The 17,573-nt window shown below is 67.8% G+C and carries 18 protein-coding genes; 8 read left to right on the top strand and 10 right to left on the bottom strand.

What is annotated here, in order from left to right; genetic code table 11:
• Position 1: 1 nt before the first annotated feature.
• Positions 2-928: a carbohydrate ABC transporter permease gene (locus V9K99_RS25125; protein ID WP_337004428.1), complete on the top strand. Its 927-nt coding sequence runs from the start codon at positions 2-4 to the stop codon at positions 926-928.
• Positions 925-1,776, top strand: a complete 852-nt coding sequence (locus tag V9K99_RS25120; RefSeq protein ID WP_337004425.1) for a carbohydrate ABC transporter permease — start codon at positions 925-927, stop codon at positions 1,774-1,776. The genes V9K99_RS25125 and V9K99_RS25120 overlap by 4 nt, the downstream gene beginning before the upstream one ends.
• Before the next feature lie 894 nt (positions 1,777-2,670).
• Here V9K99_RS25120 and V9K99_RS25115 read toward each other — a convergent pair.
• Positions 2,671-3,291: a class I SAM-dependent DNA methyltransferase gene (locus V9K99_RS25115; protein ID WP_337004423.1), complete on the bottom strand. Its 621-nt coding sequence runs from the start codon at positions 3,289-3,291 to the stop codon at positions 2,671-2,673.
• Complete coding sequence (locus V9K99_RS25110; protein WP_337004421.1) at positions 3,288-4,421, bottom strand: aminotransferase class I/II-fold pyridoxal phosphate-dependent enzyme; 1,134 nt, start codon at positions 4,419-4,421, stop codon at positions 3,288-3,290. Before V9K99_RS25110 ends, V9K99_RS25115 begins: the two co-directional genes overlap by 4 nt.
• Before the next feature lie 26 nt (positions 4,422-4,447).
• Between V9K99_RS25110 and V9K99_RS25105 the strand changes: the two genes are divergently transcribed.
• Complete coding sequence (locus tag V9K99_RS25105) at positions 4,448-5,200, top strand: glycerophosphodiester phosphodiesterase family protein (protein WP_337004419.1); 753 nt, start codon at positions 4,448-4,450, stop codon at positions 5,198-5,200.
• 54 nt (positions 5,201-5,254) lie between these two features.
• Positions 5,255-6,628 carry an MFS transporter gene (locus tag V9K99_RS25100; protein WP_337004417.1) on the top strand — a complete coding sequence of 458 codons (1,374 nt, stop codon included), beginning with the start codon at positions 5,255-5,257 and terminating at the stop codon, positions 6,626-6,628.
• Between the two features lie 61 nt (positions 6,629-6,689).
• Here the strand turns inward: V9K99_RS25100 and V9K99_RS25095 are convergent, their stop codons facing one another.
• From V9K99_RS25095 to V9K99_RS25080, 4 genes are read right to left on the bottom strand one after another with little or no spacing between them, the layout of a single operon-like run.
• Positions 6,690-7,226: a hypothetical protein gene (locus V9K99_RS25095; RefSeq protein WP_337004415.1), complete on the bottom strand. Its 537-nt coding sequence runs from the start codon at positions 7,224-7,226 to the stop codon at positions 6,690-6,692.
• A 13-nt stretch (positions 7,227-7,239) separates the two neighbouring features.
• A complete protein-coding gene (locus V9K99_RS25090; protein WP_337004413.1) occupies positions 7,240-8,469 on the bottom strand; it encodes an ABC transporter permease in 1,230 nt (409 codons plus the stop codon).
• Entirely contained in the window at positions 8,469-9,161 is a 693-nt protein-coding gene (locus V9K99_RS25085) for an ABC transporter ATP-binding protein (RefSeq protein WP_337004410.1), read from the bottom strand. Before V9K99_RS25085 ends, V9K99_RS25090 begins: the two co-directional genes overlap by 1 nt.
• On the bottom strand, positions 9,151-10,497 hold the full coding sequence (locus tag V9K99_RS25080; RefSeq protein ID WP_337004408.1) for an efflux RND transporter periplasmic adaptor subunit: 1,347 nt from the start codon (positions 10,495-10,497) through the stop codon (positions 9,151-9,153). Before V9K99_RS25080 ends, V9K99_RS25085 begins: the two co-directional genes overlap by 11 nt.
• 235 nt (positions 10,498-10,732) lie before the next feature.
• Here V9K99_RS25080 and V9K99_RS25075 point away from each other — a divergent pair, with 235 nt between their 5' ends.
• The 4 genes from V9K99_RS25075 to V9K99_RS25060 all read left to right on the top strand — a co-directional run bounded on the left by V9K99_RS25075 (position 10,733) and on the right by V9K99_RS25060 (position 13,490).
• Positions 10,733-11,104, top strand: coding sequence for an RNA polymerase-binding protein RbpA (locus tag V9K99_RS25075; protein WP_131296220.1), 372 nt, complete (start codon positions 10,733-10,735; stop codon positions 11,102-11,104).
• A gap of 49 nt (positions 11,105-11,153) precedes the next feature.
• Positions 11,154-11,429, top strand: coding sequence for a hypothetical protein (locus V9K99_RS25070; protein WP_337004397.1), 276 nt, complete (start codon positions 11,154-11,156; stop codon positions 11,427-11,429).
• Complete coding sequence (locus V9K99_RS25065; RefSeq protein ID WP_337004395.1) at positions 11,395-12,552, top strand: GDSL-type esterase/lipase family protein; 1,158 nt, start codon at positions 11,395-11,397, stop codon at positions 12,550-12,552. Before V9K99_RS25070 ends, V9K99_RS25065 begins: the two co-directional genes overlap by 35 nt.
• Before the next feature lie 245 nt (positions 12,553-12,797).
• A complete protein-coding gene (locus V9K99_RS25060) occupies positions 12,798-13,490 on the top strand; it encodes a VOC family protein (RefSeq protein ID WP_337004393.1) in 693 nt (230 codons plus the stop codon).
• A gap of 230 nt (positions 13,491-13,720) precedes the next feature.
• On the opposite strand, the gene V9K99_RS25055 is transcribed toward V9K99_RS25060, so the two are convergent.
• The 4 genes from V9K99_RS25055 to V9K99_RS25040 all read right to left on the bottom strand — a co-directional run bounded on the left by V9K99_RS25055 (position 13,721) and on the right by V9K99_RS25040 (position 17,570).
• The gene (locus tag V9K99_RS25055) at positions 13,721-14,209 is read right to left on the bottom strand and encodes an FxsA family protein (RefSeq protein WP_337004391.1); all 489 of its coding nucleotides are present in this window, start codon (positions 14,207-14,209) and stop codon (positions 13,721-13,723) included.
• A 3-nt stretch (positions 14,210-14,212) separates the two neighbouring features.
• Entirely contained in the window at positions 14,213-14,971 is a 759-nt protein-coding gene (locus V9K99_RS25050; protein WP_337004389.1) for a polyprenol monophosphomannose synthase, read from the bottom strand.
• A gap of 60 nt (positions 14,972-15,031) precedes the next feature.
• Entirely contained in the window at positions 15,032-16,597 is a 1,566-nt protein-coding gene (lnt, locus tag V9K99_RS25045; RefSeq protein ID WP_337004387.1) for an apolipoprotein N-acyltransferase, read from the bottom strand.
• A gap of 583 nt (positions 16,598-17,180) precedes the next feature.
• Entirely contained in the window at positions 17,181-17,570 is a 390-nt protein-coding gene (locus V9K99_RS25040; RefSeq protein ID WP_337336408.1) for a hotdog domain-containing protein, read from the bottom strand.
• Positions 17,571-17,573: the final 3 nt, after the last annotated feature.

Below are 17,573 nucleotides of genomic sequence, written 5' to 3'. Positions count from 1 at the left end.
TGTGACCATCACCTCGGCTCGTCTGAAGTCGCGCAGTGACGCAACCCCGGCCGCATCCGCGGCCGGGGGGAAGCGATACACGCCGTACTCGTTCTGGTTCTACCTGCCGACCGCGGTGATCTATGCCGTGCTGTTCCTGATCCCGACCTTCGCGTCCTTCTACTACAGCCTGACCCGGTGGAGTCTGTTCGAGTCGAAGTTCATCGGGTTCGACAACTTCGTCCTGTTCTTCCAGGAGCCGGCGCTGGTCAAGGGCTTCACCAACACCTTGATCTTCGCGGTGGTGACGTCCGGGTCCAAGGTGGTGCTCGGGCTGCTGCTCGCCGTACTGCTGACGTCGCGGATCATCGGCCGCGGGTATCTGCGGTCGGTCGTCTTCTTCCCGGTGCTGGTCAGCACCATCGGCGTCGGCCTGTTGTTCCAGGTGCTGATGAACCCCGAACGCGGCCTGATCAACGGCGCCCTCGGCGTCATCGGCATCGACGGACCCGGGTGGCTGACCGACCCGAGTTGGGCGCTGATGTCGATCGCCCTGGTCGACGTGTGGAAGGGCGTCGGGCTGGCGACCCTGATCTACATCGCCGGCATCGTGTCCATCCCACGGGAGTACATGGAGGCTGCCCGGGTGGATGGTGCCGGGTCGTTCGAGTCATTCCGGCGGATCGTGCTGCCGCTGTGCAAGCCGGCCACAGTCACCGTGATCATCCTGTCGCTGATCGGCGGCCTGCGGTCGTTCGAGCTGATCTGGGCGATGACGCGTGGCGGCCCCGGGTTTACGTCGGACGTCATCTCGTCGGTGATCTACAAGCAGTACCAGGCCGGGTTCTACGGCCTGTCGACGGCCGGCAACGTGATCCTGTTCGTGGTGGTCACCGCGATCATCCTGCCGCTGTCGTGGTTCCTGAACCGGAAGGAGGTGGACATGTGAGCACCGCCGAGCTCGTCAACCACAGACCGGGCCGCAGCTACCTGCTCAGCGCGGTCGCGATCGTGTCCTCGATCGTGGTCTTCGTCATCCCGTTCGCGTTCATCGTGCTGACCGCGATGAAGGACCGGCAGCAGGCCGCGGACCTCGACTTCGCCTGGCCCCACCAGTTCCAGTTCGTCCAGAACTTCGTCGAGGTGGTGAAGGCCCGCGACTACATGCTGGTGATCGCCTTCATCAACTCGACGATCCTCACCGTGGCCAGTGTGGCCGGCATGGTGGTGCTGGCGGCAATGGCCGGCTTCGTGCTGCAACGCCGCAAAAGCAAGTGGAACGGCTTCATCAACTTCCTGGTGCTGTCCGGGCTGATCATCCCGCCGGCCGTCGTACCGACGATCTGGGTGCTGCAGAAACTCGGGCTGTTCAAGACCATGCCGGGGTTGATCCTGATCGAGATCGCGTTCGGGTTGTCGTTCTGCATCCTGCTGTTCCGGGCCTTCGTCGCGACCATTCCACGCGAACTCGACGAAGCCGCGATCATCGACGGCGCCGGGCCGCTGCGGTTGTTCTTCCGGGTCATCTTCCCGCTGCTCAGATCCGTCATCATCACCGTCGTGGTGGTCCAGTCGGTCAACGTCTTCAACGACTTCGTGAACCCGCTCTACTTCCTCCCCGGCGACCAGAACGCAACCGTCCAGCTCACCCTCTACAACTTCTCCGGCCAATTCAGCACCCAGTACAACCTCCTCTTCATGGACATCCTCCTGATCACCATCCCGCCCCTGATCATGTTCCTCTTCTTCAACCGCCAGATCGTTGCCGGCATGACGTCAGGCGCAATCAAAGGCTGACGCGGTCGTCGTACGGCGGTCGTGGTACGGCGGCTGTTGTGGCGCGTGCTGCGGTACGGCGGTTGTCGTGGTGCGTGCTGCGGCACGGCGGTTGTCGTGGTGCGTGCTGCGAGAAGGCGGCTGTGGTTGCCGGGTGCTGCGAGAAGGGCGACGGTGGTGTCGCGGCTCCGGGCTGCGTGATCGTGCTAGTCGTGGCGGCGCGCGTCAAGGGCGCCTTCGGCGTCCGCTTCGCGGATCGAACAAGTTCGCCCCTTGACACCCACCACCACGACCAGGGAAGGACGCAGCTATCCCGGAGCTGCTCACCCGAGTGGTCGCATTCGGGGGTGGATCCGGTGGGCCGGCCTGGATCCGGGGGATTTTGGTGCAAATCGACCGACCTTGAACACCTTCCCGGGGCCTCGGACATCTGACCAGGTGTCCGAGGCCCCCACCCGATGTACGAGGCCCCGGCTCTCACGCGAATCGACCACCATCCGACCAAAACCGTCCGCATCCCGGGATTCCGGCCCGATCGGTCGCCGAGTCGTGGATTCCTGTCGTCGCCCGGCAGGATCTGGAGCAGAGATCCACGACTCGGCGAACCCGTTGCCCTCGGCACCGATCCACGACAACTCAAGGGCGATCCCCACGGATGAGGGTCGCCTCGACCGACCAGATCCCCAACTGTTCGGGCTGCTCTTCCCGCGGGATCCGCGTAGCTGCGGCCTTCCCTGGTCGGGGCGGTGTGGGTCAAGGGGCGAACTTGTTCGATCCGCGAAGCGGACGCCGAAGGCGCCCTTGACGCACACCGCACCGACTAGCACCATCACGCAGCGGAGACCGCGGAACCACGACCCGTCTTAGGCCGAACCGACCCGCACCCAGGCAGACGCCCCAGCAGGAGCAACCAACTCAGGCGGGTTTGCGGACAAGGAGGTACCCCTGCGGCTGCTTCTCGTACTCGAGCGGAGCGTGAGTCAGTGTGGCGGCCTCGGTGAAGCCGGCGTCACTCAGGAGCCCGGTGATCTCGGCCGGGTCGTAGCAGTAGACGTCGAGGTCCAGGTCGTGGCCGTAGGCGGTGGAGAGGTGGTAAGTCTCGGTGCCGACCTTGAAGGCGTGCAGGAGGTAGCCGCCGGGTCGTATGACTCGGTGGAGTTCGGTGAAGACGGCCGGGAGATCCTCGCGTGGGGTGTGGACGAGTGAGTACCACGCGAGGGCTCCGGCCAGCTCGTCGTCCTTGAGATCGAGATCGAACAACGACCCGACCTCGAAGCGCAGTTCCGGGTACGTCGTCCGCGCCAACGCGACCATCTCCGGTGAGAGGTCGATGCCGAAGGCATCCAGGCCGAGCGCGGCCAGGTACGTCGTGATCCGCCCGGGACCGCAGCCGAGGTCACCGACGGGTCCGGCCGGGACGAGCTCGGCGAAGAGGTCCAACGCAGCCCGGTCGTACGGGTTCGATTTCAGGTTGTCCTTGAGGATCTCGTGGTAGTCGGGGGCGACGGTGTCGTAGGAGCCTCGGATGTCATTCACGCGAGGACTCTAGGCAGCCGCTCCGACAGTTCCTCGTAGTCCCGGAGCGAGTTGTAGGCGTGCGCGGACAGCCGGATGAATCCACGGCCGTCGAACCCGGTCAGCGTGATCTCCGCCTTCAGCTCCCGGGAGACGCGCATCTTGAGTGCCTCGGCATTCGTCAGGTCAACGCTCGACGGCAGCTCCACCAATCGCATGGTCGCTGCCGGTCGCACCACCTCCGCGACCCCGGTCCCGAGCGCCTTCGCGACCACCCGGGCACCCTCGTCGACCAGGTCGCTCAACTGCGAGCGCCGTACCGGCCATTCGAGCTCTTCCAGCACGCGTAGGGACTCCGGCGCGGCGATCCAGGGGGCGTAGTCGTACGTCCCCTGCATGTCGAACCGCTCGGGCAGCCGCTCGTCGTGCTCCGACCACGACACGATCAGCGGGAGCGTCGCCGTACGCCACTTCTCCGCCACCACGAGACCGGCTGTTGCCCGCGGCGAGGCCGGCCACTTGTGGAAGTTCCCGGTCCAGAAGTCGGCCCCGTCGGCCGCCGGTGCGTCGATCAGCCCGGGCGCGTGCGCACCGTCGACCACGACCGCGACCTCCCGCTCCCGGCACACGTCGACCAGCGCCGCGATCGGGAACACCATCGCCGTCGCCGAGCTGATCTGGTCCACGATCAGTACGGCGGCCTCGTCCAATGCGGTCGTGATCAGCCCCACCACGGTCTCGTCATCGGCCTCCAGCGGTACGTCGACCACGACCACCTCGGCCTGGTTGACCCTCGCGAACCGCTCGGCGGCGTACCGCACCGCGCCGTATGCGTGGTTCGTCAGGACGATCCGACTGCCCGCCGGGATCGGCAGAGTCGCCAGCGCGGCAGTGACCCCGGCACTCGCGTTCGGCACGAGCGCGAAGCCCTCCGGGTCGGTCTGGAGGTACGACGCCAACGCGAGGCGGCTCGTGGTCAGCCGGGCGGCGACCGAGCGGAACCACAGCATCGGATTGGCGTCGGTCTCGGCGCGCAGGGCGGCCATCACGTCCTGGGTCCGGCGCGGCACAGCGCCGTACGAACCGTGGTTCAGGTGCAGGACATCGGGGTCGAGGGTCCACAGATCGGGGCGGGGGCTGAGTACCGTCACCACTCAAACGGTACATACTTCCAGTCGTGTACCCCTACCTCGACCACGACGGGCCGATCGCGATGGCCCACCGTGGCGGTGCGCTGCACCCGGACAACGTCGGCTACGAGAACTCGCTGCGCGCCTTCGAACACGCGGTGAAGCTCGGCTACCGGTACCTCGAGACCGACCTGCACGCGACCAGCGACGGGGTCGTCATCGCCTTCCACGACAGCAAACTCGACCGGGTCACCGACCGGACCGGCGTGGTCGCGGAGCTGCCCTGGTCCGAGGTCAGCAAGGCCAAGATCAACGGCCACGAGCCGATCCCCCGCCTGGACGAGCTGCTCGAGCACTTCCCGCAGACCAAGTTCAACCTCGACATCAAGGCCGAGAACGGGCTCAAGCCGGCTGCCGCCGTACTGCGTGCGGCCAACGCGATCGACCGGGTCTGCGTCTCGTCGTTCTCCCAGTCGCGGGTACGGCGCATCCGCCGCGAACTGGGTCCGACCCTGTGCACCGGGTACGGCGACTGGGAGACCGCACTGATCCGGTTCCTCCCGTTCCCGCTGAAGTCGGGTGGGGCCTGCCTGCAGATCCCCGAACGCTACGGCCGGCTACGAGTGCTCACACCCGGTCTGACCAAGCGGGCGGATGCCCTGGGCAAGCAGGTGCACGTGTGGACCGTCGACGACCCCGCCGACATGCATCGGCTGCTCGACTCCGGCGTGGACGGCCTGATCACCGACCGCACCGACCTGCTCCGCGACGTCCTGATCGAGCGGGGCCAGTGGCACTGAAGTGTTATCCACGGGTACGCCGCTTCGTACCTCTGACCTGACACACTCCTGCGCATGGGACTTCTCTCCGCCCCGGCGGCGGTCGACAAGCGTGAGTACTGGGGTTTCAGCCTGTACGACTGGGCCAACTCCGGCTACGTCACCACCGTCGGCACGGTGCTCTTCGCGCCGTACCTGACCTCGGTCGCCGAGACCGCTGCCTGCGGATACGTCGGTACGTCGGACAAGCCGTGCCACACGAATCTCGACGTACTCGGCCTCGGCATCTCCCCCGGCTCGCTCGCCTTCTACGTCGTCACCGTCGCGACCCTGGTGTCGGCCTTGTTCCTGCCCGTGGTCGGCGCGATCGCGGACCGGCTCGAGCGCAAGAAGCTGCTGATGTGCGGCTTCGCCTGGGCGGGCGCGCTGGCCGCCTGCTGCATGGTGTTCGTCGGCGGCGGCCGCTGGGAGCTCGGAGCGCTGCTGCTGTTCATCGGCAACCTGTGCCTCGGCTCGTCGCTGGTGGTCTACGACTCGATCCTGATCGACATCACTGGTCCGGACGACCGTGACGACGTCTCGTCCCGCGCCTGGGCCTTCGGCTACCTGGGCGGTTTCATCCTGCTCACGATCAACCTGGCCGTGGTCACCGCCCACGACGCGCTCGGCCTCAGCCAAGGTACGGCGGTCCGCCTCAGCCTGCTGTCCGCCGGGCTCTGGTGGGGCGCGTTCACGTTCATCCCGTTCGTGAAACTGCGCAACCGGCCGCCGGTACACGTCGTACCGGTGCGGAGCGGCAACCTGGTCCGGCAGAGCTTCGGTCAGCTGGCCGCGACGCTCAGGCACATGCGGACCTACCCGATGACGCTGCTGTTCCTGGTCGCGTACCTGTTCTTCAACGACGGGATCCAGACCGTCATCTCGGTCTCGTCGACGTACGGCGAGAAGCAGCTCGGGTTCGAGACCCAGGTGCTGATCGCGACCATCCTGCTGGTGCAGTTCGTCGCGTTCTTCGGGGCGCTGGCGTTCGGGCGGTTCGCGAAGCGGTTCGGCACCAAGCGGACCATCATGGGCGGGCTGGTGTTCTGGATGCTGATCGTGATCGCCGGCTTCATGCTGCCGGCCAAGCAGATCGTGCCGTTCCTCGCGATGGGCGTGGCGATCGGCGTCGTCCTCGGCGGTACCCAGGCGTTGTCCCGCTCGGCCTTCAGCCAGCTGATCCCGGAGGGCCGGGAGGCCGAGTACTTCTCCCTCTACCAGGCCGGCGAGCGCGGCACCTCCTGGCTCGGCACCCTCGTCTTCGGCCTGGTCCACCAGATCACCGGCTCCTACCGGCCAGCAATCGTCGCCCTCGGCCTGTTCTTCGTCATCGGCCTGATCCTGCTGTCCCGCGTCGACATGCGCCGAGGCATCACCGAAGCCGGCAACACCCAACCCACCCTCATCTGACCCCCGCGAGCAACCCGCGTGCGCCCGGCCGGGGTGTGGGGCCGGGCGCACGGATCGGGGGTTAGCGGGAGGGGGTTGCGCCGGGGGTGCGGAAGCCGCCGGGAAAGGCACCCTGGCGGACTGTGGTGGCCGTGATGGAGCCGTCGGTGGACTGGCCGCTCACGACGACCTGTTCGCCGGCCTTGAGGTCGGCGGCGGTGCCCTTCGAACTGATCTCGTACGTCGTGTCGCCGGTGAGCTTGACCGTGACGTCGCCGGACTGGGTCTTCACCACCAGCTGCGAACTGGTCGACGACACCACCGTGCCGATCGTCGCGCCGCCCTGACCTGCGCCCGGTCCCTGTCCTGTGCCGTTCTGCCCGCGGAAGCCGCCGTACCCGGCTCCGGGACCACGGCCGGCCTGCTGAGACGTCGTACTGTCCGAGGCGAACGCAGCGTGCAGGCCCGCCCCACCGGCCAGGCCGACGGCGAGTACGACGATGCCGGCCAGGATCGCGGTCGCCAGCGGCAGGTTGAGGGTCTTCTTCGGCTTGAGTGCCTCGTCGACCTCCTCGTCGGACCCGATCTGGGCGAACTCATCGGGCTGTTGGTTACTCATTCGGCGATGCCTCTCACTCGTGACGTAGTGCGTCGATGGGACGAAGACCGGCAGCTCGGTGAGCCGGCATGCTGCCGAAGAACAGGCCGACGGCCGCGGACACCCCGAGGGCGAGCGCGATCGACGACGGCACCAGCACCGGTTGCACCCCAGCCAGCTGGAACCGGGTCAGGATCAGCGCGGCGGCCACGCCGACCGCGCCGCCGATCAGGCTCAGCAGCGTCGCCTCGATCAGGAACTGGCCGAGGATCGTCCGCCGCCGCGCCCCGAGCGCCTTGCGGATGCCGATCTCGCGGGTCCGCTCGGTGACCGTGACGAGCATGATGTTGGTGACCCCGATCCCGCCGACGACCAGGCTGATCGCGGCCACGGTCGCCAGCAGGGCGGTGAAGGTCGCGGCGGTGTCCTGGCTGGTCTGCAGGATCTGCGCCGAGTTGGTGATCCGGAACGGCGACGTCTGGTCGGCCGGCACCTCGTGCCGCGCGGTCAGCAACTGCGTCACCTCGGCCTGCGCGACGTCCACCCGATCCTTGTCCGCCGCCTGGACGACGATCTGGTTCAGCGCGCCGTACCCGGCCTGGGTCGCTCGCAGCGTGCTGATAGGCACGATCGCGGTCGCGTTCGGGTCCGAGAACCCGGTGCTGTCCTTGCTCGCCAGCACACCCAGTACGACGAAGTCGACCGCGCCGAGCTTGATCGTCTGACCGACCGCCGTCCCGGGTCGGCCGAACAGCTCGGTGGCGGCGGTCTGCCCGAGCAGGATGACCCGCTGCGAGGTGTCCACGTCCTGCTGGGTGAAGGACCGGCCGAGCTGGACCGGTGTGTTGGTGGCCGGCATGTACCCCGGCGTCGTACCGATGACCTGGTTGACGGTGTAGCTGGTGTCGCCGTTGGTCGCCGTACCCGAGCTGGTCATGACCGGGGCAACCGCGGCCACGTCGGGCGCGAGGTTCTCGTCGCCGAGTGCTGCCGCGTCCTCGAGGGTGAGGCTGTACTGCTGCGCCGATGGACCGGCCTGGCCGCGCTGGAAACCGCCGCCACCGCCGGTCGTGGACACGGTGAGCAGGTTGGTCCCCATCGCCTCCAGCCGGTCCTGGACGGCCTTGCCGGAGCCGTTGCCGACTGCAACGAGCACGATGACGGCGCCGACGCCGATGGAGACGCCGAGGACGGTCAGCAGCGAGCGGAGCTTGTTCGCGCTCAGTCCCCGCAGGGCCGCTCCGAACAGATCGCGGGGTGACATCAGCGGGTCACCTCGTCGGCGACGATCCGGCCGTCAGCCACCTGGATCAGCCGGCGCGCCCGGGCCGCCACGTCGTTCTCGTGGGTGATCACCACAACCGTCCGGCCGTCGGCGTTGAGCTGGTCGAACATGCCGAGCACCTCGTCGGTCGAGTGCGCGTCGAGGTTCCCAGTCGGCTCGTCGGCGAGCAGGATCCGCGGACCGGTGGCGATCGCGCGGGCAATCGCCACCCGCTGCTGCTGACCGCCGGACAGCTGGTTCGGCCGGTGGTCGGCGCGGTCCGATAGCCCAACCAGCTCCAGCGCCCGGGCCGCCCGCCGTCGTCGGTCGGCGCGGCGGAGGTGCGCATAGGTGAGCGGCAACTCGACGTTTGCGAATGCCGTGGTGCGCGGGATCAGGTTGAAGGATTGGAAGATGAACCCGATCTTGCGACCACGGACGAGCGCCTGCTGGTCCTCGGTCAGCCGGGCCACGTTGCTGCCGTCGAGCCAGTACTCGCCCCGGCTCGGGACATCGAGGCAGCCGAGAATGTTCATCAGCGTCGACTTGCCGGATCCGGACGAACCCATCACGGCGACGTACTCACCGGCCTCGACCCGCAGCGACACACCCCGGAGGGCGTGTACGGCGGTCTCACCCGCGCCGTACGTCTTGGTGACGTCCCGGATGTCGATCAGGGCGTCAGCGGCCACGGGTGCCCCCGGCTCCGGTGCCCGTTCCGGGGAACTGGCCGCCACCGGGCAGCTGGCCCTGACCAGCGCCGGGGAACTGACCGGTCCGGCCGTTCTGGTTGGTCGTCGTACCGATCGAGCCCTGAAGCAGCTCGATCCGCTCGCCCTCGGTCAGGCCGGAGGTGATCTGGGTGTAGCTGTCACCCCGGACGCCGATCTGCACCTCCCGCGTCCCGCCGCCGTCGGCCAGCGTGACCGTGTACGTCGTACCGCTGGTGGCGATCGCGGTGCTCGGGACATACAGGGCGTTGGCCGCCTTGGCGGTCTGCACCGTGACGTTCGCGGTCTGCCCGATCCGGGCGTTCGCCGGGATCTTCGTCAGCGAGAAGGTGGCCGAGTACGAGACGACGCCGTTGGTGGTCGTGGGGGTCGGCGAGACCGAGGCGAGGGAGGCGGTCAGCGTCGTACCGGGTTCGGCGTTGAGGGTGACGGTGGCCGACTGGCCGGCCTTGATCTTGATCGCATCCGCCTCGGGGAAGGCCGCGACCACCTGGAGCGACCTGAGGTCGGCGAGGTCGACGAAACCTGTGGATGAGGTTGTCGTCGTACTCGAGGTGGTTCCTGAGCCTGAACCTTGACCTGAGGTCGACCCTGAACCGCTGCCTGAGCTGGAGCTCGAGCCGCCGGCGACCGAGCCGACCGAGCCGTTGATCGCGGTGATCGTGCCGGCGATGGGTGCTTTGAGCGTGGTCGCATCGACTGCGGCCTGGGCCGCCTCGACGTCCTGGTCGGCCTGCTCCTTGTCCGCTTTGGCCCGGGCCAGGCTGGCCTCGGCGTTGCTGACGGCGACCTCGGGGCTCTGGCCCTGGTTCTGGGTGCTTTGGGTCTGCTGGCCGTTGGTCGGTGTCAGGGTGGGCGAGGCGGAGGCTTCTTCGGCGGCCTCCAAGGCGTCCTGGGCGTCACTCAGGGACTCCTCGGCGGCATCGACCGAGTTCGCCGAGGCGATCTGGTTCTGCTCGGCGATCCGGAGCTGTCGCTCGGCCGCGGACGGGTCGATCTTCGCGATCGCCGCACCTTTGGCGACCACCTGGCCGACTTTCACCATGATCTGCGTCACGGTGCCGGACGTCTCGAACTGTGGCGACGCCGTCTGCGAACTCTGCAGGGTGCCGCTCGAACCGACACTCGCGGTCACCTCGCCCCGGGCGACGGCCACGCTCGGGCGCGTCGCGCTCGCGGCCGGCTCGTCGGTGCGGAAGAAGAGGAAGTACGCCGTGATGGCGATGGCCAGGACGATGGCCACCAGGGCCAGGTTGAGCACGCTGAGGCCACGGAGCTTGTGGCGGGGTAGCACCATGGACGCTGACGCTAGGGAGGTTTGCTGAAGAACTGATCCTCGAATCCTGGCAACTCGCTGTGAACTTGGCACGTCCAAGACCAGGCCGATCGCGACACACCGTGATCTGTGAACGCTCGATGACAGGCTGTCATGACGGTGCTGTCAGGTGCGTACATGTGGCTCGGGCATGCCAAAATGGGAATGATCCGGGCCGGCCGACCGTTGGCACGGATGACGATCTCGGAGGTTTGACATGTCTAATCGCGTACTGCGTGGTTCGGGGCTGGGTGGGGTCAGCTTCGAGGATGACCGTGGTGTCGAGTTCGCGCCGCGGCAGATGATCACGTACGACTGCCCCCGCGGCCACGTGGTCGAGGTCACCATGGCGCACGACGCCGAGGTGCCCGCGATCTGGGAGTGCCCGCACTGCGGCAGCGAGGCCGCCCGGTCGACCGGTGAGAAGCCGGAGCCGAAGCAGGAGAAGCCGGCCCGTACGCACTGGGACATGCTGCGCGAGCGCCGCAGCATCTCCGAACTCGAGGAGCTGCTGGCCGAGCGAGTCGAACTCCTCCGTAAGGGCGAGATCGGCCCCGCCCACCTGCACCGCACCAAGCGCACCGCCTGACAACACCCGAACGGGCCACACCGCAACGGCGCGGTGAGGCCCGTTTTTCATGCGATCGCCCCAGGGCGGCCTGGAACCGGAGCAGGTAACCGTCGGGGTCGGTGACGCCGACCTGCTCGAGCATCACGTGCGCGCCGCCCTGGACGACGTACGCGAAACCCTCCTCCGGGCGGTCGTACCGCACCTCGAACCACACAGTCCGCACCAGAAGTCGATGCTCGCGGCAACTGACTCGACGAGGAGCTCGGGGACGAGCGCGGGGTCTTGGTTCACGCGTACATACTGGTCCAATGCACAGCTGGATCACGACCGCTATTACGGCTGAGTTGCTGCGTGGGGCGCTTGACTTGGAGGACACCGAGGTCGGGGTCTTGCCGCATCGGTTGCCTGGGTGGGCTCGACGGCAGTACGACGATCCGCAGTTGGAGATGGTGGAGGCGCAGCCGTCCGGGGTGCGGTTGGTGTTCAGGACCCGGGCTACAGCGATCGAGTTGGACACCCGGCCCACCAAGCGGGTGTACACCGGCGCTCCGCATCCGCCGGACGGTGTGTACGACGTACTCGTCGACGGGAAACTGGTCGACCAGGCGACCGTGCCGGGCGGCAACGTGATGACCATCGATCTCACCACCGGGGCCACCCAGACAGAGCTCGGTGAGGCGGGCACTGTCAGCGTCGCCGGGCTGTCCGACGAGTTGAAGACGGTGGAGATCTGGCTGCCGCATGCCGAGACCACCGAACTCGTTGCCCTGCGCACCGATGCGCCGATCGAGCCGGCCGACCTGGAGCGGCGAGTCTGGCTGCACCACGGGAGCTCGATCAGCCACGGCTCGAACGCGACCAGCCCGACCGGGACCTGGGTCGCACACGCCGCCTCCCTCGCCGGCGTGGAGCCGATCAACCTCGGCTTCGGCGGGAGCGCGCTGCTCCAGCCGTTCATCGCCCGCACGATGCGCGACACGCCCGCCGACCTGATCAGCGTGAAACTCGGCATCAACGTGGTGAACGCCGACGCGATGCGCCGCGGCGCCTTCGCCCCCGCCGTACACGGCTTCCTCGACACCATCCGCGACGGCCACCCCACCACCCCACTCCTGGTCGTCTCCCCCGTCCTCTGCCCGATGCACGAGGACACCCCGGGCCCGACCATGTGGGACCTGCAGGGCCTCAGCCGCGGCGAACTGCGCTTCCAGGCCACCGGCGACCCGGCCGACGTACCGGCCGGGAAGCTGACGCTCAACGTCATCCGGGACGACCTGGCTCGCATCGTCGCCCAAAGGGACGACCCGAACTTGCACTACCTCGACGGCCGCGAACTGTACGGCGCCGCCGACAACGCCGAACTCCCCCTGCCGGACGACCTCCACCCCGACGGCCCGTCTCACCAACGCATGGCGGAGCGCTTCGCCAAGCTAGCCTTCAACGGGCCGTTCGCCGAGCAAGGCTGACGTCCAACCCACGCGTGCTACGCAGCCAGTTTTTCGTCGCTCCGCTCCTCGGCACGCCCGCTACGCCCGCTCCCGCCCACCCCCCGGCTTGGCGCCGGTGCATCCCCTGGCGGCTACCGCCGCCGAACTGCGGGCTGCCGCCCGCGTCGAATGCCAGGGGCCGGCGTCCGTCGTGAGAGGACTGCGACTTCGCGGAATAGGGCGTGTGTCGGAAGTACCGGCAAGTGAGCTGCAAGGATGCGGCCATGGAGCAGATACTGAGTCGGCCGGAAGCGTCCGAGGCTGTCCAGAGTTTCGGGTGGCGCTACATGCTGGGCGCGCTGCAAACCTCGGTTCCGGTCGGGTCGTTGGCTCAGGCGATCGCCTTGGCAGCGGACGCCGTCGCAGTGTGTGGCGACGATGCCGACCGTCATCTTCGGGTCGATGTCCGTCCCGATCGGGCAGTCTTCACACTGCAGTCGTTGGACTGTGCAGCGGTGACCACTCGGGATATCGAACTTGCGCGAGTGATCTCTGCCATCGCTGACAAGTCCGGGTTTCTGACGGAGCCCGGAATCGGAACGGAGGCGCCACGGTCGATCCAGGTTCTGGAGCTGGCGATTGATGCCCTGAACATCGCCGGGATACGGCCGTTCTGGAAGGCAGTGCTGGGATATGCCGATGAGGTGGGGCGCCAAGGGCCGGAGGATCCTCTTGTCGACCCGGTTGGGCAGGGCCCGGCCATCTGGTTCCAGCAAATGGACCGCGCCCGCCCGCAGCGTAATCGCATCCACATCGACATCAGTGTTCCGCATGACGAGGCACCCCGACGGATCGAATCCGCACTGGCGGCTGGGGGCCGACTTGTGTCCGCGACCCGTGCTCCCGCTTTTTGGGTGCTTGCCGACCTGGAGGGGAACGAAGCCTGCGTCACCACATGGCAGGGTCGAGACAGCTGAGCCAACGCGCCGGCCCGGCGGTTGACGTCTCCAGGCTGGGTGTCGGCCAACGTGGTCGACCGCGAGCGATGCGAGCAATCCGCGGGCGGCAGCCCGCAGACTGTCGGCGGTAGCCGGCAGGGGGATGCACCGGCGCCAAGCCGGGGGCGGGTGGGAGCAGGGCGTAGCGGGGCGGGCCGAGGAGCGGAGCGACGACGGAGCGCCTGCGTACGCACGCGTGGGTTGGACGGCTACTTCTTGTCGGGGTCGATGACCTCGCCCTGGATGACGTCGTCGGACGCCGATGGTGGTCGTGGCGCGCCGGGGACGCCGCCGCCTGGGATGAAGCCGCCGAGGTTAGCGCCGCCCATCTGGGTCGCCAGTCGCCGGCCGAGGAACGCGGACAGGCCGCGGCGGGCCAGCGGGCGGGTGAAGGGAAGGACGAAGAAGAAGCCGAAGATGTCCGTGACGAACCCGGGGGTGAGCAGCAGGGTGCCGCCGACCAGGACCAGGGCGGCGTCCGACAGTTCGCGGCCAGGCATCTTCCCGGTCTGCAGGGCGTTCTGGAGAGCGTTCCACGCCCGCCGGCCTTCGCGCTTGATCAGCCAGGCGCCGAGCGCGCTCTCGACGAGCAGCAGGCCGACCGTCGGCCAGCCGCCGATCACCTGGCCGATCTGGATGATCACGTAGATCTCCAGGATCGGCACCACCAGCAGCGCCAGCGCCACGAACCACGGCATGTCCTACCCCTTTCTGAACAACCCTCGGAGCTGACGTGCCCGGTGAGCGAGGCCCCACCGGCCGACCCGGGCCATCGCCTCGATCACGATCGCCCGCGACATCTTGGACTGACCGCGTTCCCGCTCGACGAAGGTGATCGGCACCTCGACGACCCGGAACCCGGACTTGACCGCCCGCCACGCCAGATCGACCTGGAAGCAGTAGCCCGCGGAGGCGACCTCGTCCAGCCCGATTCCCTCCAGTGTTGCTCGCCGGAACGCGCGATACCCGCCGGTGGCGTCCTGCAGCGGTACGCCGAGCGCCAGCCGGGTGTAGATGTTGCCGCCCCGGCTGAGGATCTCCCGCGACTTCGGCCAGTTCTGTACGGCGCCGCCCTTGACGTAGCGCGACCCCAGCACGAGGTCCGCATCCCGCAGCGCAGTCAGGAGCCGGGGCAGCTGCTCCGGCTGGTGTGACCCGTCCGCGTCGTGCTCGACCAGGACGCCGTACTCGCGCTCGATCCCCCAGCGGAAGCCGGCGATGTATGCCGCGCCGAGGCCCTCCTTGCCCTTGCGGTGCAGGACGTGCACGTGGTCATCGTTCGCGGCCAGCTTGTCGGCCAGGTCGCCGGTGCCGTCGGGCGAGTTGTCGTCGGCGACCAGGACGTCGGCCTCCGGTACGGCGTCGCGCAGCCGGCGCACGATCGGCTCGATGTTCTCGGCCTCGTTGTACGTCGGGATGATCACCAGGATCTTGCCGAGATCCGCGAAGGGGGTGCTCACGCTTGAACTACTCCTGCCTCCGGTGACGGCACTGTCACCGGTTCCGAGCCGGCCTGAGGATCAGGCCGGAACCTTTTCGCGGCTGCGCGTGGCCGCCGGCGGGGTCTCCGGGCCTCCGGTCGCCCGCCTGCGGCGCGCCACCAACGCGAGGACCACTCCCAGGATCCCCAGGCCGGTCAAGATCCACTGCGGCCAGCCGCCGAGTGTGGTGGCCAGCGTATGGGTATCGCGGACCGGAACCGAGGCGACATACACGTCCGGCACGAACTGTGACGACTTGTGCTCGACGGTGCCGTCCGGCTGGATCACGCCGGAGATGCCGCTGGTGGACGCGATCAGCACGGTCCGGCCGGTCTCGATCGCGCGCATCCGGGTGATCGCGAACTGCTGCTCGGGCTGCCCGGTCCCGCCGTACGTCGCGTTGTTCGTCTGGACCACGAGGACCTGGGCGCCGCCCTTCATCACGTCCTCGACGACGTCGTCGTACGCGACCTCGAAGCAGATCACGTCGCCGTACGTGACTCCGCCGATCGGCAGTACGCCCGGCACCTTGCCGGGGGCGGTCTGCCGGCCGACCATCTCGAGCCGCTTGATGTAAGGCAGCAACTGCTCGCGGAACGGGATGTACTCACCGAACGGGACCGGGTGCCGCTTCGCGTAGATCTGGCCGGGGCCGGTCCGCGGGTCCCAGACGACGCCGGTGGTCTGCCGCTCGTTCGGACCGGGGCCCTCGAGTACGGCGCCGACCAGGATCGGCACGTTCACGGCCTTGACCGCTTCCTCGATGTCGGCCCGGGTCTCGGCGTCCTTGAACGGGTCGATGTCGGTCGAGTTCTCCGGCCAGATCACGATGTCCGGCTTGTCTTCCGACCCTTCCTCGACCCGCTTCTGCAGGTCGAGGGTCGCGTTGAGGTGGTTGCGGGTCACGGTCCGGGCGCGGCCGAGGAACTCCAGGCCCTTGCCGGGCACGTTGCCCTGCACCATCGCCGCCTTCACGACCTTGCCGTCGCCCTCGGTCGAGAGGTTGATCAGCGCACTGCCGCCGACGATCGCGACACCGGCGACCAGTGCGACGACCCGCAGCTTGAGCACGCTCTTCGGCCGCAGTACGGCGTACACGAGCACACCGAGCACGGCGATCGCGAAGCTCAGGCCGGGGATGCCTACCAGCGACGCCAGTTTGCCCAGCGGCGAGTCGGCGAAGGCCCACGCCAGCCGGCCCCACGGGAACCCGCCGAACGGGATCGATGCGGTCGCGTACTCCGTCGCCACCCACAGGCACGGGATCCACAGCAGCCACAGCTTCAGCTTGAGCACCTGGGTCGCGAGCGCCCCGAAGACCGCATAGAACAGTCCCTCGAGGATCGCCAACGCGATCGCGGCGTCGCCGCCGATGATGCTGAGCCACGGCACCAGGACCAGGTAGTAGGTGATCCCGAACCCGGCGCCGATCAGGAAACCGCCCTTGGCCGAGGCGCCGTTCAGCGCGGCCAGGAAGAGCGGTACGGCGACGATCGTGAGCCAGGGGTAGTCGTGCGGTTCGAAGGCGAAGCCGAGCAGAGCGCCGGCCACGACGGCCACCGCCACCCTCGGCAGGACGCGTCCCAGAGCCTTCAACCGGTCCACGCGGTACCCCTTGTCCTCACTGTTCCCGGCGGACGCCGGTCGCACGACCGTACAACGTCCCGGACAGGCAAATGTATCCGGTCAGTAGCCAATGGGCACCGATTGCGGAAAGTGAAGGGAAATCAACAGAACGCGAGGAAGTGAAATCGCCTCAGCAAGCCCGAGGTCTCAGCAAGCCCGAAAAGAGGAAAGAGGCTCGGCGCGCCTTCGGACCAACCGTCGATGCGCTGGCTGCGAACCGTCCGGCTGTTGTCTACTGGCCGCCGAGCCTCTTCCACCTCTGCCCCGCGGGGGGCTAACCACCGGCGATCTCAGCCCCCGTCGACTCAAGCCTGGCACTGGCCTGGTCAGCGTCGCGGGATCATCCGGTGGCCGAACTTCGTGTGACCGTTGATAAAACGGGATATGACGACTCCCAAAACGATGCTCGCTGACGGCGATGGTGTCAACCTCTCCACCGGCTCCTTGAGGCCGTTGTAACACTTTCGCTCGTGCTATCCGGAAAAACGAGGATCGCTCACCAGAGTCACGTTACAGAGCCGTCTCGGCACGCCACGTGATCGTTACCCAGGGCAACTATTCGTCACCCAACCGGTACGACGACCGTCCCGGTTGCGCGCGTGATCACAAGCGGCTCGGCCAGTACCTCGGCCGCCGACTCCGACACCTCCGGCCGGCCCCGGCAGACGACGGACGCACTGAACTCGAGCTCCCGGCTGCGGTTGCCGACCCGGGTGATCGTTGCCGTCACCTCCACAACGTCACCGGCCCGCAACGGCTGCAGGAACTGCACATCGGAGTACGACGCGAACAGTCCCTCGTCGCCGTCGGCCTGGATGCACACTTCGGTCGCGACATCGCCGAACAGCCCGAGCACGTAAGCACCGTCGACCAGGTTCCCGGCGTAGTGCGCATGGCTGTACGGCACATAGCGTCGATGCGTCACGGACAGCCCGATAGTTGCCTTTGACACCTT

It is taken from the genome of Kribbella sp. CCNWLW201 (genome assembly GCF_037203805.1).
GTDB lineage: Bacteria > Actinomycetota > Actinomycetes > Propionibacteriales > Kribbellaceae > Kribbella.
The sequence above is the reverse complement of the archived record's forward strand: the minus strand, read 5'-3'. Positions and strand labels throughout refer to the sequence as shown.